At 68.3% G+C, this 20,761-nt stretch carries 26 protein-coding genes; 18 read left to right on the plus strand and 8 right to left on the minus strand.

Translation table 11 applies throughout. The annotated features are described in order from the left end of the window. The first annotated feature begins 96 nt into the window (after window positions 1-96). The 3 genes from IE157_RS00005 to IE157_RS00015 are packed head-to-tail and all read left to right on the plus strand — an operon-like array spanning window position 97 to window position 3,237. Window positions 97-1,395 carry a magnesium transporter MgtE N-terminal domain-containing protein gene (locus tag IE157_RS00005; RefSeq protein WP_064846075.1) on the plus strand — a complete coding sequence of 433 codons (1,299 nt, stop codon included), beginning with the start codon at window positions 97-99 and terminating at the stop codon, window positions 1,393-1,395. After that, a complete protein-coding gene (locus tag IE157_RS00010) occupies window positions 1,388-2,053 on the plus strand; it encodes a DUF1003 domain-containing protein (protein WP_085107180.1) in 666 nt (221 codons plus the stop codon). The genes IE157_RS00005 and IE157_RS00010 overlap by 8 nt, the downstream gene beginning before the upstream one ends. Next, the gene (locus tag IE157_RS00015) at window positions 2,050-3,237 is read left to right on the plus strand and encodes a P-loop NTPase (RefSeq protein WP_085107178.1); all 1,188 of its coding nucleotides are present in this window, start codon (window positions 2,050-2,052) and stop codon (window positions 3,235-3,237) included. The genes IE157_RS00010 and IE157_RS00015 overlap by 4 nt, the downstream gene beginning before the upstream one ends. Before the next feature lie 179 nt (window positions 3,238-3,416). On the opposite strand, the gene IE157_RS00020 is transcribed toward IE157_RS00015, so the two are convergent. Next, window positions 3,417-3,776 carry a sec-independent translocase gene (locus IE157_RS00020; RefSeq protein ID WP_085107176.1) on the minus strand — a complete coding sequence of 120 codons (360 nt, stop codon included), beginning with the start codon at window positions 3,774-3,776 and terminating at the stop codon, window positions 3,417-3,419. Window positions 3,777-3,822: 46 nt separating this feature from the next. Next, window positions 3,823-4,440 (minus strand): hypothetical protein, encoded by a 618-nt coding sequence (locus IE157_RS00025; RefSeq protein WP_085107208.1) that lies wholly within the window; start codon window positions 4,438-4,440, stop codon window positions 3,823-3,825. A 316-nt stretch (window positions 4,441-4,756) separates the two neighbouring features. Between IE157_RS00025 and IE157_RS00030 the strand changes: the two genes are divergently transcribed. Genes IE157_RS00030 through crcB form a run of 3 tightly spaced genes read left to right on the plus strand, consistent with a single transcriptional unit; the run spans window position 4,757 to window position 6,188 of the window. Further along, a complete protein-coding gene (locus IE157_RS00030) occupies window positions 4,757-5,389 on the plus strand; it encodes an O-methyltransferase (RefSeq protein ID WP_064846071.1) in 633 nt (210 codons plus the stop codon). Further along, window positions 5,386-5,820, plus strand: a complete 435-nt coding sequence (locus IE157_RS00035; protein ID WP_085107174.1) for a CrcB family protein — start codon at window positions 5,386-5,388, stop codon at window positions 5,818-5,820. Before IE157_RS00030 ends, IE157_RS00035 begins: the two co-directional genes overlap by 4 nt. Next, entirely contained in the window at window positions 5,817-6,188 is a 372-nt protein-coding gene (gene crcB, locus IE157_RS00040; protein WP_085107172.1) for a fluoride efflux transporter CrcB, read from the plus strand. The genes IE157_RS00035 and crcB overlap by 4 nt, the downstream gene beginning before the upstream one ends. A gap of 72 nt (window positions 6,189-6,260) precedes the next feature. Here crcB and IE157_RS00045 read toward each other — a convergent pair whose 3' ends face one another. From IE157_RS00045 to IE157_RS00055, 3 genes are all read right to left on the minus strand, one after another. Further along, window positions 6,261-6,428 carry a DUF3117 domain-containing protein gene (locus IE157_RS00045; RefSeq protein ID WP_064846068.1) on the minus strand — a complete coding sequence of 56 codons (168 nt, stop codon included), beginning with the start codon at window positions 6,426-6,428 and terminating at the stop codon, window positions 6,261-6,263. 159 nt (window positions 6,429-6,587) lie between these two features. Further along, window positions 6,588-7,862 carry a glycosyltransferase family protein gene (locus IE157_RS00050; protein WP_240505703.1) on the minus strand — a complete coding sequence of 425 codons (1,275 nt, stop codon included), beginning with the start codon at window positions 7,860-7,862 and terminating at the stop codon, window positions 6,588-6,590. Beyond that, the gene (locus IE157_RS00055) at window positions 7,859-8,830 is read right to left on the minus strand and encodes an LOG family protein (RefSeq protein WP_082943264.1); all 972 of its coding nucleotides are present in this window, start codon (window positions 8,828-8,830) and stop codon (window positions 7,859-7,861) included. Before IE157_RS00055 ends, IE157_RS00050 begins: the two co-directional genes overlap by 4 nt. 285 nt (window positions 8,831-9,115) lie before the next feature. On the opposite strand from IE157_RS00055, the gene IE157_RS00060 reads away from it, so the two are divergent. From IE157_RS00060 to IE157_RS00075, 4 genes are all read left to right on the plus strand, one after another. After that, window positions 9,116-9,844, plus strand: a complete 729-nt coding sequence (locus IE157_RS00060; RefSeq protein ID WP_183085818.1) for an amino acid ABC transporter ATP-binding protein — start codon at window positions 9,116-9,118, stop codon at window positions 9,842-9,844. Window positions 9,845-9,922: 78 nt separating this feature from the next. Next, window positions 9,923-10,774, plus strand: a complete 852-nt coding sequence (locus IE157_RS00065) for a glutamate ABC transporter substrate-binding protein (RefSeq protein ID WP_162228722.1) — start codon at window positions 9,923-9,925, stop codon at window positions 10,772-10,774. A 64-nt stretch (window positions 10,775-10,838) separates the two neighbouring features. Then, entirely contained in the window at window positions 10,839-11,525 is a 687-nt protein-coding gene (locus tag IE157_RS00070) for an amino acid ABC transporter permease (protein WP_193518785.1), read from the plus strand. Beyond that, window positions 11,522-12,385 (plus strand): amino acid ABC transporter permease, encoded by an 864-nt coding sequence (locus tag IE157_RS00075; RefSeq protein ID WP_193518786.1) that lies wholly within the window; start codon window positions 11,522-11,524, stop codon window positions 12,383-12,385. Before IE157_RS00070 ends, IE157_RS00075 begins: the two co-directional genes overlap by 4 nt. A gap of 28 nt (window positions 12,386-12,413) precedes the next feature. Here the strand turns inward: IE157_RS00075 and dapE are convergent, their stop codons facing one another. Further along, the gene (gene dapE, locus IE157_RS00080) at window positions 12,414-13,517 is read right to left on the minus strand and encodes a succinyl-diaminopimelate desuccinylase (RefSeq protein WP_193518787.1); all 1,104 of its coding nucleotides are present in this window, start codon (window positions 13,515-13,517) and stop codon (window positions 12,414-12,416) included. A gap of 127 nt (window positions 13,518-13,644) precedes the next feature. On the opposite strand from dapE, the gene IE157_RS00085 reads away from it, so the two are divergent. Then, window positions 13,645-13,881: a hypothetical protein gene (locus IE157_RS00085; protein ID WP_193518788.1), complete on the plus strand. Its 237-nt coding sequence runs from the start codon at window positions 13,645-13,647 to the stop codon at window positions 13,879-13,881. A gap of 138 nt (window positions 13,882-14,019) precedes the next feature. Here the strand turns inward: IE157_RS00085 and IE157_RS00090 are convergent, their stop codons facing one another. Then, window positions 14,020-15,372: an IS256 family transposase gene (locus tag IE157_RS00090; protein WP_404820539.1), complete on the minus strand. Its 1,353-nt coding sequence runs from the start codon at window positions 15,370-15,372 to the stop codon at window positions 14,020-14,022. A 108-nt stretch (window positions 15,373-15,480) separates the two neighbouring features. Between IE157_RS00090 and IE157_RS00095 the strand changes: the two genes are divergently transcribed. Continuing rightward, the gene (locus IE157_RS00095; RefSeq protein WP_318281216.1) at window positions 15,481-15,804 is read left to right on the plus strand and encodes a PepSY-associated TM helix domain-containing protein; all 324 of its coding nucleotides are present in this window, start codon (window positions 15,481-15,483) and stop codon (window positions 15,802-15,804) included. Between the two features lie 477 nt (window positions 15,805-16,281). Here IE157_RS00095 and IE157_RS00100 read toward each other — a convergent pair whose 3' ends face one another. Continuing rightward, complete coding sequence (locus IE157_RS00100) at window positions 16,282-16,764, minus strand: RrF2 family transcriptional regulator (RefSeq protein ID WP_318281217.1); 483 nt, start codon at window positions 16,762-16,764, stop codon at window positions 16,282-16,284. Between the two features lie 218 nt (window positions 16,765-16,982). Between IE157_RS00100 and IE157_RS13035 the strand changes: the two genes are divergently transcribed. The 6 genes from IE157_RS13035 (at window position 16,983) to IE157_RS00120 (ending at window position 20,689) form a co-directional block, all read left to right on the plus strand. Beyond that, window positions 16,983-17,063: a putative leader peptide gene (locus IE157_RS13035; RefSeq protein WP_404820586.1), complete on the plus strand. Its 81-nt coding sequence runs from the start codon at window positions 16,983-16,985 to the stop codon at window positions 17,061-17,063. Window positions 17,064-17,157: 94 nt separating this feature from the next. Next, window positions 17,158-17,292, plus strand: coding sequence for a hypothetical protein (locus IE157_RS12740; RefSeq protein WP_318281218.1), 135 nt, complete (start codon window positions 17,158-17,160; stop codon window positions 17,290-17,292). Between the two features lie 60 nt (window positions 17,293-17,352). Further along, complete coding sequence (locus IE157_RS00105; RefSeq protein WP_193518790.1) at window positions 17,353-17,757, plus strand: TauD/TfdA dioxygenase family protein; 405 nt, start codon at window positions 17,353-17,355, stop codon at window positions 17,755-17,757. A gap of 12 nt (window positions 17,758-17,769) precedes the next feature. Further along, on the plus strand, window positions 17,770-18,708 hold the full coding sequence (locus IE157_RS00110) for an ABC transporter permease (RefSeq protein WP_193518791.1): 939 nt from the start codon (window positions 17,770-17,772) through the stop codon (window positions 18,706-18,708). A gap of 59 nt (window positions 18,709-18,767) precedes the next feature. Beyond that, window positions 18,768-19,859, plus strand: coding sequence for a taurine ABC transporter substrate-binding protein (locus tag IE157_RS00115; RefSeq protein WP_318281219.1), 1,092 nt, complete (start codon window positions 18,768-18,770; stop codon window positions 19,857-19,859). Next, a complete protein-coding gene (locus IE157_RS00120) occupies window positions 19,856-20,689 on the plus strand; it encodes an ABC transporter ATP-binding protein (RefSeq protein ID WP_193518792.1) in 834 nt (277 codons plus the stop codon). Before IE157_RS00115 ends, IE157_RS00120 begins: the two co-directional genes overlap by 4 nt. Window positions 20,690-20,761: the final 72 nt, after the last annotated feature.

A 20,761-nucleotide genomic window follows, 5' to 3' on the forward strand; every position in this document is an offset into this window, starting at 1 on the left:
CAGTTCCTTCGGCATAACTCCATCCTCGTTTCCAAGGTCAGGAGCCTCCAACAAACTCAGGGCGCTTCACACAGCACGGTTCACTAGGCTGGGCGGGTGAGCACAAACCTTTCCAAGATCTTCGTCGCGAGACTCATCGGCCTGGACGTCTTCGACCCGTTGGGCGACCGCCTGGGGCGATTGCGCGACGTCGTGGTGCTGTTGCGCCCGGGTAGCAAACCGTCGGTGCGCACCCGCCCGCTCGTCGTGGGTCTCGTGGTGGAGGTGCTCGGGAAGAAGCGTGTGTTCGTGCCCATGACGCGTGTTACGAGCATCGACGCGGAGCAGATCATCTCCACCGGGCTCGTGAACCTGCGCCGCTTCGAGCAGCGCGGTGCCGAGACGCTGGCCGTGGGTGAGCTCTTCGACCGCACCGTGGTGCTGTTGGACGGTTCCGGGACCGCCACGATCGAGGACGTGGCCATGGAGAAGAGCAACAACCGGGGTGACTGGGTCATTTCGCAGTTGTTCGTGCGCAGGTCGCAGGCCACGGGAGGCTTGATCCGGCGTCGTAATCAGACGCTCGTGGTGGACTGGGAGGACGCGGACGACCCGTCCAACGCGGGGCCGCAACCGGCCACGCAGTGGATCGCGCAGCACGAGGAGGACCAGGCCGCGGACATCGCGGACGAGCTGCGGGACATGCCGGACAAGCGCAAGCTCGAGATCGCGGCGGAACTGCAGGACGAGCGGCTCGCGGACGTGCTCGAGGAGCTGCCGGAGGACGACCAGGTCTTCATTCTGACCCACCTGGACAACGAGCGCGCCGTCACGCTGCTCGCCGAGATGGACCCCGACGACGCGACCGACCTGCTCAACGAACTGCCGGAAGCGGAGGCCGAGCGGTTCATCACCATGATGGAACCCGAGGACGCGGAGGACGTCCGGCGCCTGCGCGAGTACGAGGAGGGCACGGCCGGTTCGCTCATGACGCCCGTCCCCATCGTGCTGCCCCCGGAGGCCACCGTGGCGGAAGCGCTCGCGCACATCCGCCAGGAGGAGGTCATCCCGGCCGCGGCATCCGCGGTGCTCGTGTGCCGCCCGCCGCTCGAGACCCCCACGGGTAAGTACCTGGGTCTCGTGCACACGCAGCGACTGCTGCGTTACCCGCCGCCCGAGGCGATTGGTAACCTAATCGATCGGTCCATCGAGCCCGTCTCGGACCAGGCGTCCTTAGCCGACGTCGCTCGCGAACTGGCCACGTACGACCTCACGATCCTGCCGGTCGTCAACGACCAGGACCGGCTCGTGGGTGCGGTCACGATCGACGACGTCCTGGACGCCCTGCTGCCCGAGGACTGGCGCACGTACGACGACGGAACCCCGGTCCGGAAGGTGGGTAAGCGGTATGAGTAATCCCCGGCGCAGCGCGTCCTCGCAGTATTCGCCCGCCCCCCTGGACCAACCGCGCGAGAAACGCCCGGGGTACCTGACCCGCTTCCGCCCCAACCCGGACGCCTTCGGGCGGCTCACGGAGTCCTTCGCCCGCTGGATGGGCACGCCCCAGTTCTTGCTGTGGATGACCGTGTTCGTCACGGTGTGGTTGGCGTGGAACACCCTGGCGCCCGAGAGCATGCAGTTCGATCCGCGCGCGTTGAACTTCACGCTGCTGACACTGATGCTCTCGTTGCAGGCCTCCTACGCCGCTCCCTTGTTGCTGCTCGCGCAGAACCGGCAGGACGACCGTGACCGCGTGGTCGCCGAGGAGGACCGTAAACGCGGGCAACAGAACCTCGCGGACACCGAGTACCTCACCCGGGAGATCGCGTCCCTGCGCATCGCGTTGCGCGAGGTCGCGACCCGCGACTACGTCCGCTCCGAGTTGCGCGGGCTGCTCGAGGAGATCCTCGAGGACCAGGACCGCCGCGCCGCCGGTCAGGCCGCCGCGCAGTCCCAGGCCACCAAGTCCAAGACCAAGAAGTCCGAGGGCAAGAAGTCCGACGGCTCCACCAGGGCCCCGCGTGCGAAGAAGATCGAGCTCGAGGACCCCGAGCAGGAAGGACCGCATCAGTGAACGGGAGCACCATCGACCCCCGACTGCGCGCAGCCCTGGACGGCGTGATCGACCCCGAGCTGCGCCGCCCGGTGACCGAGCTCGGGATGATCCCCGAGGCCGTCCTCGAAGGCGGGACGGCACGCGTGACCGTGCTGCTCACGGTCTCCGGGTGCCCCATGCGCACCACGATCGAAGCGGATCTCCGTGCCGCCCTGAACGAGCTCCCAGACGTCCGCGACGTCGCCGTGGACGTGGGTGTGATGACCCCGGCGCAGCGCCAGGAACTGCAGGAGAAGCTCGGGCACCACCGCACCAACCCGTTCGCGGACCCGCATTCACTCACCCGCGTGCACGCGATCACGAGCGGCAAGGGCGGGGTGGGAAAGTCCAGCGTGACGGTGAACATCGCCGCCGCGCTGGCCGCGATGGGACGCACCGTGGGCATCGTGGACGCGGACATCCACGGCTTCTCAGTACCCGGTCTTCTGGGGATCGCGCAACCACCCACGCGCGTGGGGGACATGATCCTGCCGCCCGTCGTGGAGGTCCCGGAGGGTGCGGACCGCCGGCCCGAGGACAGCGCGGCTGGGGCCGGTCACCGCTCGCGCGGGGTGCTCAAGGTGATCTCGATCGGGATGTTCGTGGATCCCGCCCAGCCCGTGGCGTGGCGCGGCCCCATGCTGCACCGCGCGGTGGAGCAGTTCCTCACGGACGTGCACTTCGGGGACCTGGACCACCTGCTCCTGGACCTGCCCCCGGGCACGGGGGACATCGCGATCTCGGTGGGTCAGCTGCTGCCCCGCTCGGGCGTGGTCGTGGTCTCCACGCCCCAGCACGCCGCCGTGAGCGTGGCCCAGCGTTCGGGGACGCTCGCCGAGCAGACCGAGCAGAAGGTCACGGGCGTCGTCGAGAACATGTCTGCGATGGTCATGCCGGACGGCACGCGCATGGAAGTCTTCGGAGCGGGCGGTGGCGAGACGATCGCGAGCTCGCTGTCCGAGCGCCTGGGCTACCCCGTCCCCCTGCTCGGCAGCGTCCCCCTGGACGTCACCGTGCGGGAGGCCTCGGACCGCGGCGTGCCCGCGGTATGGGATCGGCCGAACTCCCCCGCCGCCGAGCAGCTGTGGGCCGTCGCGCGCGCCCTGGATCAGCAGGGCCGCGGGCTGGCCGGTAAGAATCTGGGCATCACGCCGCGCGGTTGAGCGATCTCCCTCGGGACGCCGCCGCCGCACGGCCCGGTTCCCGCTCGCCCGGCACCTACCCGTCTGTTCACGCGGCGTCGACCTCCGCGCGGCGTCGGTCTGATGACGGGACGGTTGTCAGCTCACGCGGCGCGCGGCCGATAGCGCGGCGGCCGGTTGCTCACGCCGCGCTCGACGGCTCACGTGGCCTCGGTGTCGAACGGGGCGCGTTCGCCTCGTGCGAGCCGTCGCACCGTGGGTGCGGCCACGGTGGAGGCCTCGTACTGGTGGCGGTTCTGTTCCTCGTCGTCCTCGAGCAGCGCTTCACGCACGATCACGCGCGGGTCGTACTGCCGGGGGTCGAGCTTGCGCCAGTCGAGGTCCGAGAATTCCGGGCCGAGAGTCGCCTTGAGATCGTCCGTGGCACCCGTGGCGTAGCGCCGGATGGACTTGACCATGTCCTTGAACTTCTCGGCGTACTCGGGCAACCGCTCGGGCCCGATGATCACCAGGGCCACGATGAGAATGATGATGGCTTCCCCGCCTGAAATCCCGAACACCCGCTGAGCCTATCAACGTCGTGGAACGCCCCGGTGGGGGCGGTCCTTAACCGAAAATTTCCTTGAGTCCGTCCGCGACCGTGGCCCCGAAACTCTCGTCCTTCTGCGAGGGCAGGCTGACCCGTCCCCGGTCCTCCGCCACGACTGCGCTCACGGTCTGGGCCAGGGTGGCCGGTGCGGTGTCCGATGTGAGGGTGTACACGGCGTCCGGGCGCACCATCACCGCGCGCCACGGTTGGGAGCGGTCCACCCACAACCGCGCGCCGTCGAGCACCGACCGGTGCATGCCCTCGGCGCCCACGGGGAGCCCGGTGATGCCGTCCATGGGGTTGTCGGGATTGATGTCACCGCGCTGCTCCACGATGGTCACCGAGCCGTGATCGTTGTGCAGGGCCACCGCCACGACGGGCTGGCCCCCCACCTGCGACTGTTGGATGTCCGCGACCGAGTACCCCTTCGCGGCCAGACCCGGAACGGCCCACCCCCGGGCGCGCAGGCTCTGGATGTCGGCCTCCGAGGTGGTGTCTACCATTCCCCGGGGACCGGGTGACCACGTGGCCTCCGACCGAGCGTCCGCGCTCTGGCGCTGCTGCACCTGCTTGCCCACGCTCCACACGGCGGTGGTCAGCAGGGCGACGCACACGCAGGCCGCGAAGGCGGTCATGAGACCCACGGCCCGCCGACTCGGCCGACGCCAGGGCCGGCGCACCCTGCTGCGACCCGCGACCCGTGTGGACACCCCGTCCCCCTCCCTGTTCGTCCCCTGCTGCGACCGCCCTGCGGCGGCCGCGTTCGACGCCCCAATTGTGCGGCAGGATTCTGACAGCGATCTGGACACCGACCGGGCGTTCCCGGCGGTGCCCTCAGACCGCGATAAGCTGAAGCACCGTGAGCCCGGACATGACGCCGGGCCCGCCACGTCGAAGCGCTGGGTCCGCGGGGATCCGGGCACACACAGCAGTGAAGGGCACGCCGCGTCCATGAGCACGGATAAAACCACGAGCTGGGCCTATTGCGAGGCCTACGCCACGGAGGACGAAACCGCTTTCCGTGCGCGCGAGCGCTCCCTGGCCCTGCGCTTGGACCCCGTGACCCCGGCCACCGCGGCGCTGCTGACCGTCCTGGCGTCGTCGTCCCGCCCCGCGACCGTGGTGGAAGTGGGCACCGGTGCGGGCGTCTCGGGGCTCGCGCTGCTGCGCGGGATGCCGTCCGAGTCCGTCCTCACGACCATCGACACCGACATCCGGGCCCTGCGCGCCGCGCGGGACACGTTCCGCGAGGCCGGTTTCGAAACCAAACGCACCCGCACGATCTCCGGTGCGGCCTCCCTGGTGCTGCCGCGGCTCACCGAGAACGCGTACGACATGGTGTTCATCGACGCGGACGTGGTCAACACCGCCGAGTACGTCATCGAGGGTGCCCGGTTGCTGCGTCACGGCGGGATGCTCGTGGTCAACGACGCCCTGCACCAGGACCTAGTCCCCCAGCCCGCGCAGCGCCAGGAGGAGACCGTGATCATGCGCGACGTCGTGCGCACCCTGCGGGACGAACCGCGGTTGTCCACGGCCGTCGTGCCCACGGGAACGGGTGTACTGCTGGCCGTCCGGCTGTGAGCGGCTCCCTGTTCAAGGACGCCGGACTCGTGGCCCTCGGCGGCGCCGCGGGGAGTCTGGCCCGCTGGTGGGTGTCCCTCGTGCTTCCGGCAGGATCCGGGTGGTCGTGGGCCACGTTCGCGGTCAATGCCTCCGGCGCCTTCCTGCTCGGGCTGCTGCTCGAAGCGCTCACCCGCCCCGGCCGGGAGCGCCGTGGTGCCCACACCGCGCGCATGCTGCTCGGCACCGGGCTTCTCGGCGGGTTCACCACCTACTCGACCTTCGCACTGGAGCTGTGGGAGCGCGTGCGCTCCGGGGCGAGCGCGGCCGCGTTCGGTGACGCGGTGCTGATGCTCGTCGCGGGGCTGGCCGCCGCGGCCGCGGGTCTCGCGGTGGGCGCCTGGCTCCGGGGACGACGCCGCGGCACGCCCACCGCGGGAGCGGCGCGGTGATCGCGGTACCCGCCGTGGCCCTGGGCGGCGCCGTGGGAGCGGTCCTGCGTTTCCTCCTGGACCGCGGGATCACCGCCCGGTGGGCTCCCACCTTCCCCGCGGCCACACTGCTGATCAACGTGACGGGGTCGTTCGTGCTCGGTGTGGTCACCGGACTGAGCGCGGTTCTGGGACCCGTGTGGACGCTCGCCCTGGGCACCGGGCTGTGCGGTGGCTACACGACGTTCTCCACGGCCATGGTGGACGCCGTACGGCTCGCGCGAGAACAACGTGCCGGGGCCGCGGTGGTGTCGGTGCTCGGAACCGTCCTGTGGAGCCTGCTCGCCGTGGCCGCGGGGCTCACCCTCGGGAGCCACTGGGCGTTCTGAGCCCCGAACGCCGCGAGGGCCCCTCACTCGATGTGAGGGGCCCTCGCGACACGGGCGTGGGGGGTGTCGGTGCTACTGCGTCACCGAAGCCAAGCACTCGCGCAATTCCGCGGCCTCGTCCGACTTGAGTTCCACCACCAGACGCCCTCCGCCTTCCAGGGGGACCCGCATGATCAGACTGCGTCCTTCTTTGGTGACCTCCATGGGTCCGTCACCCGTCCTCGGCTTCATGGCCGCCATTTATGAGCTCCTCTTCGTGAGTACTTACGCTCGCTATCTTATCGAACGCTCAGCCAGTACCGTGACCCGGCACACGACGCGGGAGCGCTCGGAACCATCTGTGCCATAGCGCGCAGCGCGTGTGTGGACAGCGCCTGCGGCAAGGGCCGCCGCGCGGGGTCACGGCGGGTAGTCGCCACCGCCGGGTAGTTGCTTCCAGTGCCACAGCCACCCGACCCACACGATCTGCAGCACTGCCCCGAAGATCACGAGCAGCACCCGATAGGCCCGCGAGTCGCTCACGTGCACCAGGGCGGCGGCGAGCGGCGCCCACGGCAACAGCAACCGGAACGTGGAGCTCTGCGGGTTGAGCACGAGCAGCAGATAGCACCCGTAGGCCGCGATCCACACACGGACAAAGAACGGCAGGGCCCGCTTGACCGTGTCCGAACGCAACAGCATCACGACCGCCGCCACGAGCACCACGGGAGCGACGAGTCCGGCGATCGGGCCCAGCAGATCGGTGGCCTCGCGGAACCACGGCAACACGGGGATCACGTGCTGGCTCCCGCGCCAGGCGGCCTCCGTCTCGGTGTAGGCCATGGGCTCCCGCGTGACGACCCACGCGATGGCCGGCCACGCGAGGGCGGCAGCGCACGCGATCAGCGCCACCACGAGCCAGCGGTCCAGGCACCGGTACCACGCCCGACGTCGCGCGAGCACGTCCCCCACGCTGCGCCACAACCACCACACCCCCAGCGCCGCGGCCAGGGCCACGCCGGTGGGTCGGGTCAGTGCCTGCGCCACCACGAACACGGTGACCCACACGGGCCGGTCCCGCACGACGCACAACATGGCGCTCAGCAAGAACAGCATGCTCAGCGCCTCGGCGTACGGGGTCTGCAGCACGGGTGCCACGGGGTTGAACGCGAACACCGCCACGGCCCACAGTGCCGGGCGTGAGACGCCCCCGGGAGTGCGGGGCCCGGCCATCACGGGTGCTTGGCACACCAGTCGGTAGAACACCAGGGCCGCACCGAAACCGGCCACGAGGGACACCGTGGCGGCCGTGACGGCCCACCCGGTCCCGGTCAGTGCGTCGATGCCGCGCACGAGCAGCGGGAACACGGGGTAGAACGCCCACGCGTTCTCGGACACCGTGCCCAGCGAGTCCCGGGGCACCTGGAACGGATACCCCTCCCGGAAGATGGTGTGGTACCAGTCGGCGTCCCACGTGTTCACGAAATCCAGGTAACCCAGGGCGCCGTTGCCCCACGGCCCGGGACCCTGTTGGGCACCCACGACCGTGAACACCGCCCAGCCCCAGACCCGCGACACCCCGTAGACCACGAGCACGGCGAGCCACCACGGAGCCGCCGCCCACAGTCGACGCATCCTCCCCGCACGGGAGTCGTGCGCGCTGCGCGCGGGGTCCGCCACCGCCGTGGAACTCACGCGCCGGAACCGGGGGCGCGAGCGTCGTCGCCCCTGGAACGGGGTATTGCGGTGCCAGGGTCGGTGTCGCCGCGCACGGAACCGCGCGCGCCATCCGCGGGAGCGGCGTCGTCGCCCCCGGAACCGGGCGCCGCGGCGTCGACCGCTGCCTTGCCCGGGGCGGGAGAGGCACCCGGGGCGGGGCCGGAGACCGGGATGCCGTCGTCGTCGGCGTGGACCGCGGTGAGGATCTCCACGACCTCGGCCACGCTGTCCGTGACCCGGAACAGTTCGAGGTCCGCGGTGGAGACCTTGCCGTCGGCCACCAGCGTGGTGGTGATCCAGTCCAGCAACGGGCCCCAGTAGTCCGTGCCCACCAGGATCACCGGGAAACGCGTGATCTTGCCCGTCTGCACGAGGGTCAGTGCCTCGAAGAGTTCGTCGAGCGTACCGAAGCCGCCCGGCAGCGCCACGAAGCCCTGGCTGTACTTCACGAACATGGTCTTACGGGCGAAGAAGTAGCGGAAGTTGATGCCCAGGTCCACCCAGTCATTGAGGCGCTGTTCGTGGGGCAGCTCGATGCCGATCCCTACCGAGTGCGCGCCCACGTCCACCGCTCCCCTGTTCGCGGCCTCCATCACACCGGGGCCGCCGCCCGTGACCACGGCGTAGCCGGCCTTGCCGATTTCCCGTCCCAGCTCGCGCGCGAGCTCGTACTCCGGGTGCCCCGGCGCGGTGCGCGCCGACCCGAAGACCGAGACGGCGGGGCCCAGGTTCGCGAGTGCGTCGAAGCCTTCAACGAACTCCGCCTGGATCCGCAGGACGCGCCACGGGTCGGTGCGGGTGAAGTCGTCCGGTTCGGCGGGGCGCTGGTCCAGGAAACGCTGGTCGGACGTGCGCCGATGCAGCTGTTTGCGGCGCAGCACCACCGGCCCCTTGTGACGCTCGGGGGGTAGGGAACGTTCGTGCGGTGTCTCAGGGGTGTGCATGCCCACCAGGCTACGTTCTCGTGCTGCACGACGCCGCAGAATTCCCCGGCGCACAGCCTCCCGACCGGGGGGACGCCACGCCACGAGATCCGTGTTGTGTTGCGCATTACTTTTTCGTGAACGGTGCATTAGTTTGTTCCCATGTCTCACGCAGCAGCCTCCTCCACCCCGCCGCCCGGGGACCGTTCGGCGGCGTCGTCGGCCCCCGTATCGACCGCGCGACCCGCCGCGGACGACGTCGCTCCCGCGGACCGCGCGCACGGCGCCGATCGCGGCGACGAACCCCTGGTCCGGATGAAGGGCGTCAACAAGCACTTCGGGGACCTGCACGTGCTCAAGGACATCGACCTGGAGGTCGCCCGCGGCGAAGTGGTCATGATCATCGGGCCCTCGGGCTCGGGCAAGTCCACGCTGTGCCGCACGATCAACCGCCTGGAGACCATCGACAGCGGCGAGATCACGGTGGACGGCAAACCCCTCCCCTCGGAGGGCCGGGGGCTCGCGCGATTGCGCGCGGACGTGGGCATGGTGTTCCAGTCCTTCAACCTCTTCGCCCACAAGTCCGTACTGCAGAACGTGACACTGGGCCCGGTCAAGGTCCGGCGCAAGGACCGCGGGGCCGCCGAGCAGCGTGCCCGGGAACTGCTCGACCGCGTGGGCGTGGGCAATCAGGCGGAGAAGCTGCCCGCCCAGCTCTCCGGCGGTCAGCAGCAACGCGTGGCGATCGCCCGCGCCCTGGCCATGGACCCCAAGGTCATGCTGTTCGACGAACCCACGTCCGCGCTGGACCCGGAGATGATCAACGAGGTCCTGGACACCATGGTGTCCCTCGCGAAGGCGGGGATGACCATGGTCGTGGTCACCCACGAGATGGGCTTCGCCCGGCGCGCCGCGGACCGCGTGGTGTTCATGGCGGACGGGGCCATCGTGGAGCAGAACACCCCCGAGGAGTTCTTCACAAACCCCCGCAGCGAGCGCGCCAAGGACTTCCTGGGCAAGGTCCTGGGCCACTGAGGCCAGCACCGCAGGACTCCCACTTCTCTTCTTCACCGCAGCACCACCCGTTCATCCCTGGATCCCGAGGAGTACATCGTGAAATTCCGTAAGAGCGTCGTCGTCACCGCCCTGGCCGCCACCGCCGCCCTGTCCCTGTCCGCGTGCGGCGGGGGCGGGGACTCGGGCGGCTCGGGAGGTTCCTCCCAGGCGGGCGGGGACACCCTGCGCGTGGGCATCAAGTACGACCAGCCCGGCCTGGGCTTCAAGGACGGCGACACGTACAGCGGGTTCGACGTGGACGTGGCCCGCTACATCGCCAAGGAACTGGGCTACCCGGAGGACAAGATCGAGTGGGTCGAGTCCCCGTCCGCGAACCGCGAGAACATGCTGTCCAACGGGCAGGTGGACATGATCGTGGCCACCTACTCCATCACCGACGCCCGCAAGCAGACCGTGGACTTCGCGGGACCGTACTTCGTGGCCGGTCAGGACCTGCTCGTCAAGGCCGACAACACGGACATCAAGGGCCCGGAGGACCTCGAGGGCAAGAACCTGTGCTCGGTCACTGGTTCCACGTCCGCCCAGAAGATCAAGGACAAGTACGCGGGTTCGGTCAACCTCGTGGAACAGGGTGGCTACGCGGACTGCGTGACCATGCTGGGCTCCGGTGGCGTGGACGCCGTCACGACCGACGACATCATCCTCGCGGGTCTTGCCGCCACGGACGCCAACAAGGGCAAGTTCAAGGTGGTCGGCGCGCCGTTCACCGAGGAGAAGTACGGCGTGGGCATCCCCAAGGATTCCGACAAGTGCCAGGCGATCAACGACGCCATCACCAAGATGGTGGACGACGGCTCGTGGGAGAAGGCCGTGACCTCCAACACCCAGGGCGCGGACTACAAGTACAACACCAAGCTCAACCCGCCCAAGCCCGAGCCCTGCTCCTGATCCAGCGTTCGGTCCGTTCCCGGCGTGCGCGGTTCGCGCACGCCGGGACCCCCGGGAGGAAATAGTGTCCGACTACCTCGGTGACTTCACGTCACTCCTGTCCCAGTACGACGTCCTCGCGGCGTTCTGGGTCAACATCCAACTGACCTTCTGGGCCGCCCTGGGGTCCCTGGTGCTGGGTTCGGTCCTGGCCCTGATGCGGATCAGCCCGGTCGCTTCGCTGCGTGCCATGGGTGCCGGGTACGTGAACATGGTGCGCAACACCCCGTTGACCATCATCCTGGTGTTCCTGGTGCTGGGGGTGTGGTCCCAGCTGGCCATCAACTTCAGTTCCGACTTCAATCGCAACTTCTTCATCTACGCGATCATCGGCCTGAGCCTCTACCACGCGTCCTTCGTGTGCGAGGCGATCCGCTCGGGCGTCAACACGGTCCCCCTGGGACAGGCCGAGGCCGCCCGGGCGATCGGCCTGGGGTTCTTCCCCGCGGCGCGCCACGTGATCTTCCCCCAGGCGCTGCGCGGTGCCGTGACCCCGTTGGGCAACACGTTGATCGCCCTGACCAAGAACACCACGGTGGCCGCGGCGGCCTCCGTCACGGAGATCTCCGCCCTCATGAAGACCATGATCGAATTCCGCCCGGACGTCATCGTGGCCATCTTCCTGACGGTGGCGCTGGGCTTCGTGGTGATCGTGATCCCCGTGGGTCTGCTGACCACGTGGTTGTCCCGGAAGGTGGCGGTGAAGCGATGAGCACCACGGTCCTGTTCGACGCCCCCGGCCCCCGCACGCGGCGGCTCACCCTCGTGCTCAACGTGGTGGCCCTGCTCGTACTGATCGGCCTGGCGGTCGTGGTGCTGCAGAAGCTCGGGGCGCAAGGACAGCTCGAGCCCGCCAAGTGGCAGGCCCTGCTCACCGAGCGCACGTGGGCCAACTTCCTGATCCCCGGTCTGATCCAGACCCTCAAGGCCGCGCTGCTCGCGGTGGTGGGCTCGGTCGTGTTCGGTCTGGTCTTCGGCCTTGCCCGGCTCTCCGGGGCGTGGCCCGTACGGGCCGTGGCCGCCGTGGTCGTGGAGTTCTTCCGCGCGGTGCCCGTGCTGGTCATGATGATCTTCTTCTACCTGGGGCTCGCGCGCACCGGGTTGGTGTCCCCGTCCAGCACGCCGTTCTGGGCCGTGGTGATCGGGCTCGTGCTCTACAACGGCTCCGTGATCGCGGAGCTCGTGCGCTCGGGCGTGTACCAACTGCCCCGAGGGCAACGCGAGGCGGGGCTCGCGGTGGGGCTCACGCCGTCACAGTGCCTGCGCAGCATCCTGCTCCCCCAGGCGCTCACCGCCATGCTGCCCTCGCTGATCTCCCAGTTCGTGGTGATCCTCAAGGACACCGCACTCGGCTACATCATCACCTACCCCGAGCTGCTCGCCTCCGCGCGCCGGCTCGGCTCCGGTGACGGCAACATCCTGCAGACCCTGCTGGCCGCCGCGGTGGTGTTCATCGTGATCAACACGCTGCTGTCGCTCGCCGCCGGGCGACTGTCCCGCAGGCTCAGCTACCGCACGGCGGGCAAGACGCGCGCTCTGCACGAGGCCGCCGAGGGCAACGAGATCGGCTGAGCCGCCCGTCCCTCGGGCTGTTCAGGACTCAGGACAACCAGGACGCGAGCGCGCGGTGGCAGGCCCGGACGGCGTCGTCGAACACGTGCTCGTCGTCCGTGTGCGCGAGCAACGCGTCCCCGGGGCCGAAGTTCACGGCGGGCACCCCTGCCTCCGAGAAACGGGCGACGTCCGTCCAGCCGTACTTGGGCATGGGATCCCGGCCTACGGCGGCCACGAACTGCGCGGCGGAGGGCCGGTCCAGTCCCGGACGGGCCGCGGGTGAGAGGTCCTGCCACTCGAGCTCGTAGCCGGTGAAGACCTCCCGCATGTGCTCCTGCGCCTGCTCGAGGGACTTGTCCGGGGCGAAGCGGTAGTTGATCTCGACCCACGCGGTGTCCGGGATCACGTTGCCCGCGACTCCCCCGCCAATGCGGATCGCGTTGAGTCCCTCGCGGTAGTCGAGACCCTCCACGGTCACGGTGCGCGCCTCGTACGCGCTGAGCCGGGCGAGGACGTCCGCCTGCTTGTGGATCGCGTTCTCCCCGATCCACGACCGCCCGGAGTGGGCGGCCTTGCCGTGGGTCGTGATCCGGAAACGCATGGTGCCGTTGCACCCGCCCTCGACCGTCCCGTTCGTGGGTTCGAGCAGCACCGCGAAATCCGCCTCGAGCAGCTCGGGGCTGTTGCGCATGACGCGGCCCAGCCCGCTCGCGTCGCTCGAGACCTCCTCGTGGTCGTAGAACACGTAGGTGACGTCCCGGTTGGGCTCGGTGAGTTCGTGCGCGAGCACCAGTTGGACGGCCACGCCACCCTTCATGTCGGTGGTGCCGCGGCCGTAGATCACGTCACCCTCCGCTTCCCGACGCCGCGTGGCCGGGACCCCGCCCAGCGATCCCTCCACGGTGGGCAGGGGCACGGTGTCCAGGTGGCCGGCGAGGATCACGCGTTCGTCTCGGCCGCGGTCCGTGCGGGCGATCACGGTGTCCCCGTCCCGGTGGACACTGAGATGGGGCAGAGCGCGCAGGGCTGTTTCGACGGCGTCGGCCAGGGGGCGCTCGTGATCGGACACGGACTCCACGTCCACGAGCGCGGCGGTCAGATCCGCGGGATCCATGGTGAGGTCGAGGGTCACGGAAGCGTCTGAACTCATGCGTGCCAGCCTACAGTTCGCCCCTGCGCCCCGCAGTGTGGCTATCTCAACCCCACTTGGCCCCGGGATGACGGCCGGAAATGGACCCACCTTGCGCGAGACCAGCGTCATGCCTGCGATGCCGGGCATGTCATCGCATGGGACGAGCCAGTTGTCATCGGCGGCCTCCACGGGTAGCGGTATGGGCCACTCGATGGGCGGCGCGATGCTGCTCTACCACGCGACTGCCGTGGTGGTGAGCTGGCTGCTGGTGATGGTGGGCGAGGCGTTTTCGCGCCTACTGAAGCGATGGTTGCGCGGCATCGAGATCCCGTCCTTGCGGTGCCCGCCGCGTCGTTTCGGGTCGTCCATGTGGCCCGGTTGATTCTTGTGGAGCGCCCGTGGGCGCTCAACGCTCCGAACCTATTGAGGGGCCCCCGGTAGCGGTGTGAGGCGGCACTTTCCGCGGCATGCCCTACGCGACTTCGCTGGGCCTGTCAATTTGTCTGTGTAAGCGGGGTGTTCACAGGTAGGGGTTGATCCTGTCGGGATAGGCCGCTGCGAGCTGCGCGAGGGCCTGTTTCCAATTGGTGACGACTTGGCCTTCGACTAGTCGGCCCTGGGCCTTTCGCTGGCTGGTGGGCTTGCCGCGGTCCTTCTCGCGTTCTGCGGCGCGTTTGTCTTCGATGTTGCAGATCGCCAGCCACAGCAGCTTCACTGCCGCTTCCGTGGTGGGGAAGTGTCCGCGGTTCTTGGTGACCTTCCGTAGCTGGAAGTTCAGCGATTCGATGCTGTTAGTCGTGTAGATGACCTTGCGCAGCATGGGCGGGAACTGCAGGAACGGGATGAACCGCTCCCACGAATTCGCCCAAGTCGCACTCGCGGAGGGATACTTCTGTCCCAGCTCGGAGGCCTCGAACTCGGCCAGCGCCTTGCGGGCGGTCTCCTCGCTCGGGGCGGTGTAGATCGGCTTGAGCGCGGTGGCGACCTGTCTGCGGTCCTGATAAGCCACGAACCGCATCGCGGCCCGGATCAGGTGGACCACGCAAGTCTGGACCATCGACTCCGGCCACGCCGCCTCGATCGCCTCCGGGAGGCCCTTGAGCCCGTCGCAGCACACGATCAGCACGTCCCGCACACCCCGGTTGGCGAGGTCCGCGCAGACGTGGGCCCAGAACGCCGAGCCCTCGGTGTCCTGGACCCAGATCCCCAGCACGTGCTTAATCCCGTCGAGGTCGACGCCGACGGCGATGTAGGCGGCACGGTTGAGGACCTGGTTGTTCTCTCGGATCTTGATCCGGATCGCGTCGAGGTAGATGACCGGATAGAACTCTTCCAGCGGCCGCGATTGCCAGGCCAGGACCTCCTGCGAGACCGCGTCGGTGATGTTGCTGATCGTCTCGTGGGAGAGCTCCGTGCCGATCGTGGAGGCCAGGTGGTGCTGGATATCGCGGATCGTCATCCCGCCGGCATAGAGGCTGATGATCATCTCGTCCAGCCCGCCCAGGCGCCGCTGACCCTTGGGAACCAGCCGCGGAGTGAACGAGCCTCCCCGGTCGCGGGGCACATCCAGCTCGATCGGCCCGACCTGGGACTGAACCTTTTTCGACGTCGTGCCGTTACGGGAGTTGGCGTGCTTCGCCGCGTCCTCGGAGCCTTTCTCATAGCCCAGATGGCTGGTCAGCTCCGCCTGCAGGCCCCGCTCGAGGGCTGCCTGGACGATGGCCGGCACGAATCCATCATCGCCGGTCAGCTCGACCTTGCCCGCGTCGATCTGGGCGAACAGGGCATCGAGCTGCCCGGAGGCCTTCAACTGCTCGACCAACTCCTGGCCCGAAGGACCACCGTCTCGCTGTTCCTCATCGGTCATAGTCATGATTCTCGCCGTTCCTCTCGTTACGGCTTACACAGACCATCTGACACGCCCACTTCGCTCGCGCCTTCTCAATCCGGCCCCTTTGGGCTGCAGGAGACACCACAACCCATGAGTACTTCCATGGCGCCCTCGCGCGCCGACATGAACCCGAACGACCCATCAACACCCTCACGATGGCTATCGAGCCCCGCCACGCCGGCATCGCCGTGGGCCGGCATGGCCCGGCGACTCCACTTCTACGCCGGCTTGTTCATCGGCCCCTTCCTGCTGGTGGCCGCCGTCACCGGCTTCTTCTACTCCCTCGCTGCGACAGCGGAACAGTGGATCCACCACGACCAGATCGCCGCTACCAGCCCCGCGCAGACAGTGCCGCTGGACCGGCAAGTTGCCACGGCCTGCTCGCTCCACTCATGCCACGGATCACGACCATGACCATCTAAAGGACTCACGGCACCGTGCTCCCGCCGCGCCAAGATGAAGCTAGGAACCGTCATCAACCCGGCCAGTCACGGTGATGCCGAGGCACGACTCTCGGCTACTTAAGGGGGCGGTTATCGACGAGCCGGTCTCGCTGGATCGCTTTGGACGATCCAGCTCTAAGATGGCGTTGCGCCGATCGCCCTGATCCTCACCCCTGACGAGCTCGACGCCCTGTTCGTGCGCCCTGTTCGTGCCCAGGCCCGGTGCGGGTGGTCGGCGCGGCGCCCGTTGCCCAGGAGACCGTGGTGGCGGCTGTGGACGTCAGCACGGTCACCGCGTGATCCCCGGGTTCATCTCTGACGCTGGGGTTGCCTGCGTCGAGCGAGTTCGGATGACACCCTCGTGAGGAAGCCCGATGATACTCCCAAGCTCCTTGGCGGCAATCAACATTTCGAGATGTGACGTGGGGGTGGTCGGGTTTGACAGGGGTCAGCGGTTTTGCCAAGCGTCTGGCGCGGTGAGCAGTTGTCGGATGTGCTCGGGGTACCGCCCGCTCAGGACGTCTTGGAGGCTCACGTCGTCGAGCACTTGCCGTAGTGCGACTCGCAAGGCGACCCATAGTTTGGGAAGGTGGCTGGCCAGATCCTCGTAGGACGTCTCGTGCGGCCGTAGCCCGTGGACCCGGGCCAGCGGGCCGTCGACCGCACGGAAGATCTCGCCGATCGACACTTCTGAAGGGTCCTGTGCCAGCTGGTAACCGCCTGCCGGTCCGCGCTGGCTGGTGACCAACCCGTCACGCCTGAGGTCGGCCAGGATCGCCTCGAGGAACTTGCGCGGGATGTTCTGCGATTCAGCGATGGCGGCCACTGACGAGGAGCCAGGCTGGGCGGCGAGGTACAGGAGCGCCCGTACGGCGTATTCGACGCGGGTGGACACGTTCACGATGGACCATTCTGCCAGCACCGCGCTCACGGACCGGGATGGGTGTCGCCTAGGACCGGACTCCCCGAGGTTGAAGTGCGTCCTGCATTCCGGACAGTTGGGGACCGTCGGTTGCGCCCTCGGGATAAATCCTATAAAACCGATGTACTAACTAGGAAACGGCGATGAAGGATTTCGCGATGCTACACACCGCACGGCACCACGATGTGCTGACGCGCGCCATGGTGGGCATGCAGCACCGACCGGGGATGTCCCGGCTGGTCGGTAGGTACCTCACCGCTCGTCGTCACGTCGACCTCCTGCGGGTCTCCTCGGCGCTCTGTCGCTGATCCTGACGTTCGTCCCGTTAGTCCGCAGCAGCCAGCCGCGTGCCAGCTGCAGTCCGCACACATGCATGGTCCTTCAGCACGGCCTTGGGTCCACGTGATCAACGTCGCCGGACGGATCTGCACCCCGCTGGTGGTGGCCGGCAGCGTGGTCATCTCCCTCGTCGGCATCACCATGGGCACCCTGCTTCGCCTGGCCGGACGCGCCTCCGACGAGACCATCAGCGGCTGAACCAGCCACACCGCGTCCGCCCCTAAAACCACCCTCGGTTCTTCCGCGAGAGGAATTCCCATGACCATCACCACTGACAAGCCCACCACCGGCACAACCAACCTTGGCCCGCGCATCGAACCGCTCGGCCCCTCCATTGGGGCCAGGGTGCGCGCCGTCGACCTGCGCCAGTTGACTGACAGCGACGTCGCCGTTGTCCACGAGGCCCTGCTGCGGCACAAGGTGCTGTTCTTCTCCGGTCAGGAGCTCACCGACGTCACCTTCGTGCAGCGCCCGCCGGCCGGCTCCATCCTGCGCGCCGTGACCCTGCCGCCCACCGGCGGTGACACGCAGTGGGCCGACAGTCAGGCCGCCTACCGCTCGCTAGCAGAGCCGGTGCAGCACGAACCGGATGCGCTCGAGAACGCCCACGAACACAGCACGGGAAGTACCGACAGTGCAGTGCTTGTGGACGCCGACGCCTGAGCCCATTACGCCATGACCGACAACCCAGTCACCCGCCCCACCGCCTCGACGCGAGCCGCCACCGCGTCCGAACTGGTCCAGTCCGGGCCGGGCCCCTCGTCCGGTCCGGACGAGCCCACCCGTCGGCGGCCTCCCTGGCCGGGACGCACCCGCCTGAGACTCTGGGGCACGGACTTTGCCGCTTTCCTGGTTGTCCTGTTCGTCTGGTGGGCCCTCACCGCCAGCAAGACGATCCAGCCCCTGTTCCTCCCCAGCCCCCAGTCGGTGGTACGCGCCTTCATCGAGGCGAACTCCTGCCGTCCGATCGCGGCCGGCAACCCGCGCGTCGTCTGCGGCGAGCAGGGTTACTTCCTGTGGGAGCACCTGCTGGCCAGCCTGCAACGCATCGGCATCGGCGTCCTCGCCGGTATCGCGGTGGGAGTGCTGCTGGGTTTCGCGATGGCCCTCATCCCGGTGCTCGATCGGCTGATGGAGCCCTACCTGAACTTTCTGCGGTCCCTGCCGCCGCTCGGCTACATCGGCCTGCTCATCGTCTGGTTCGGAATCGGTGACACCTCCAAGATCTGGCTGCTGTTCCTGGCTGCATTCCCACCGATTGCCCTGGCGACCATCGACGGTGTCAAGGGCATCCGCAGTGATCGCGTCCACGCGGCCCAAAGCCTGGGCGCCAGCAGGATGCAGGTGTTGCGGTTCGTGATTCTGCCCGCCAGCCTGCCCTCGATCATGAGCGGCGTCCGGCTCGCCACCGGGTTCGCCTGGACCACGGTCGTGGCGGCGGAACTCAACAACGGCATCCCGGGAATCGGTGGCCTCGCCTACCTGTCCGGCACCCAACTGCAGACACCGTTGACCATTGCCTGCATCATCGTGATCGGCATCGCGGCGATCCTGCTCGACGCGCTGATCAAGCGCATCACCTCGCTGCTGGTGCCATGGCAGGGACGCGCATGACCAGACCGCACAAGCCCACCGCCCGCCCCGCCCATGTCACCAGTCCAAGGAGTCGCACCGTGCCCTCACCCTCCGCATCACCCGCCCGGAGCAGGAGCCTGCGTGCCCTGGCCGCAGCCGCGGCCGTGGCACTGCTGGGGACCGGTGTGCTCACCGGATGCACCACCGCCCAGGAGGCCGAGACCAACGCGAACGCCTCCCTGGGCACCACCACCTGCCCCGTGACGACCAATGACGACGTCACCGGCACTGTGCGCATCGGCTACCAAGCTGTGCCGAATGCGAACCTGCTGGTGAAGAACCAACGCTGGCTGGAAAACTGCTTCCCGCACGCCACCATCTCGTGGCTGAAGTTCGATTCCGGTGCCGACGTCGTGCAGGCGTTCGGCTCAGGCTCCGTCGACCTGGCCACCCTCGGATCGAGCCCCGCCACCAAGGCCCTCTCGGCCCCGCTCAACATCGACATGCAGGTGGTGTGGATCGACGACATCATCGGCAAGGCCGAGTCACTGGTGGTGCGCGAATCCGGCGTCACGTCGATCCAGCAGCTCAAGGGCAAAACGATCGCGACGCCGTTCGGGTCGACATCGCACTACAGCCTGCTGCAAGCGCTCAGCGCCGCAGGCCTGAGCAGCACCGACGTCAAACTGGTCAACCTCGCACCGGACAAGATGATGGCGGCATGGCAGGGCAACCAGATCGACGCCGCCTGGGTCTGGGACCCCGTGCTCAGCCAGCTCACCAAGACCGGCCACATCATCACCGGCAGTGACGCCACCGCGGCCTCCGGGCACCCGACCTTCGACCTGGAGGGCGCCACCACCTCGTTCATCCAGTCGCACGCCTCGTTCATGGAGACGTGGACCAGCGTGGAGGATTACGCCGTGGGCCAACTCGTTGCGCATCCCGACACCGCGGCGCAGTCCATCGCCGTGGAGCTCGGCAGCACGACGGATTCGGTGACCACACAGCTCAAGGGCTACATGTATCCGACCGCGAAACAGCAGGTGTCGCTCGTCAAGAAGCTGCCCAGCCAGCTGTTGGCGACCGCCCAGTTCCTCAAGACCCAACAGGGGGTGGACGCCGTCAGTTCGCTCAACGCCTACACATCTGGCGTCTACACCACCGCGATCACGAAGGTGGCCTCATGACGACCATCAGCCCGGCACCCACGCCGGCGTCCGGTGCACCGGGGACGCTGCACAAAATCGAGTTCGAGGAGGTGACCAAGACCTACCGCACCGACTCCGGTGACAGCGTGCAGGCCCTGGCGTCCACCACGCTGTCAATCGACGAGGGTGAGTTCGTCTGCATCGTCGGCCCGTCGGGCTGTGGCAAGAGCACGCTCATGCAGATGCTCGCCGGCTTCCACCAACCCACCACCGGCCGGGTGCTGGCGGATGGCGCGCCGGTCGTGGGGCCCGATCGCGATCGCGGTGTTGTGTTCCAGCAGGCCAACCTGTACCCGTGGCTCACCACCCGCGCGAACGTGGAGCTCGGCCCGCGCATGCGCGGGGTCGCCAAGGCCGAACGCCGCGCGGTGGCCGACCAGTACCTGGAAATGGTGGGGCTGACGAAGTTTGCCGACCGCAAGCCCTACGAGCTGTCGGGCGGCATGCAGCAGCGCGCGCAGATCGCCCGCGTGCTCGCGAACGCCCCTGACGTCATCCTGATGGACGAGCCATTCGGCGCACTGGATGCCCTCACCCGGGAGAGGATGCAGATGGAGCTGACCCAGATCTGGCGCGAGCGGCGCACGACGGTCGTCTTCATCACTCACGATGTCGAGGAGGCGATCTTCTTGGGGACGCGGGTGCTCGTCATGACTGCCCGCCCGGGCAGGCTGATGATGGACCTCCCCGTGCAGCTGACCTCCGACGGCGTGGCAGTGCCGGAACTGCGCTCGCAAGCCAACTTCATCGAGCTGCGCGACACCGTCACCGAGGCCATCTACCGCGCCCAGGACGGAGCGACCCAGTAACGATCACCTTGACCCATGATCGCCCCGGCCCCCGACGACACACCCCGCAACCCCCAACGACCCTGCAAACCC

It is taken from the genome of Kocuria marina (genome assembly GCA_014652975.1).
Taxonomy (GTDB): Bacteria; Actinomycetota; Actinomycetes; order Actinomycetales; family Micrococcaceae; genus Kocuria; species Kocuria marina.

Excerpts from the sequence above, each read along its gene's own strand:
- IE157_RS00010 (WP_085107180.1), top strand. The coding sequence starts at position 1,388 with ATGAGTAATCCCCGGCGCAGCGCGTCCTCGCAGTATTCGCCCGCCCCC.
- IE157_RS00025 (WP_085107208.1), bottom strand. The coding sequence starts at position 4,440 with ATGACCGCCTTCGCGGCCTGCGTGTGCGTCGCCCTGCTGACCACCGCC.
- IE157_RS00030 (WP_064846071.1), top strand. The coding sequence starts at position 4,757 with ATGAGCACGGATAAAACCACGAGCTGGGCCTATTGCGAGGCCTACGCC.
- IE157_RS00045 (WP_064846068.1), bottom strand. The coding sequence starts at position 6,428 with ATGGCGGCCATGAAGCCGAGGACGGGTGACGGACCCATGGAGGTCACC.
- IE157_RS00055 (WP_082943264.1), bottom strand. The coding sequence starts at position 8,830 with ATGCACACCCCTGAGACACCGCACGAACGTTCCCTACCCCCCGAGCGT.
- IE157_RS00075 (WP_193518786.1), top strand. The coding sequence starts at position 11,522 with ATGAGCACCACGGTCCTGTTCGACGCCCCCGGCCCCCGCACGCGGCGG.
- dapE (WP_193518787.1), bottom strand. The coding sequence starts at position 13,517 with ATGAGTTCAGACGCTTCCGTGACCCTCGACCTCACCATGGATCCCGCG.
- IE157_RS00085 (WP_193518788.1), top strand. The coding sequence starts at position 13,645 with ATGTCATCGCATGGGACGAGCCAGTTGTCATCGGCGGCCTCCACGGGT.
- IE157_RS00090 (WP_404820539.1), bottom strand. The coding sequence starts at position 15,372 with ATGACTATGACCGATGAGGAACAGCGAGACGGTGGTCCTTCGGGCCAG.
- IE157_RS00095 (WP_318281216.1), top strand. The coding sequence starts at position 15,481 with ATGAGTACTTCCATGGCGCCCTCGCGCGCCGACATGAACCCGAACGAC.
- IE157_RS13035 (WP_404820586.1), top strand. The coding sequence starts at position 16,983 with ATGTCCCGGCTGGTCGGTAGGTACCTCACCGCTCGTCGTCACGTCGAC.
- IE157_RS00105 (WP_193518790.1), top strand. The coding sequence starts at position 17,353 with ATGACCATCACCACTGACAAGCCCACCACCGGCACAACCAACCTTGGC.
- IE157_RS00110 (WP_193518791.1), top strand. The coding sequence starts at position 17,770 with ATGACCGACAACCCAGTCACCCGCCCCACCGCCTCGACGCGAGCCGCC.
- IE157_RS00120 (WP_193518792.1), top strand. The coding sequence starts at position 19,856 with ATGACGACCATCAGCCCGGCACCCACGCCGGCGTCCGGTGCACCGGGG.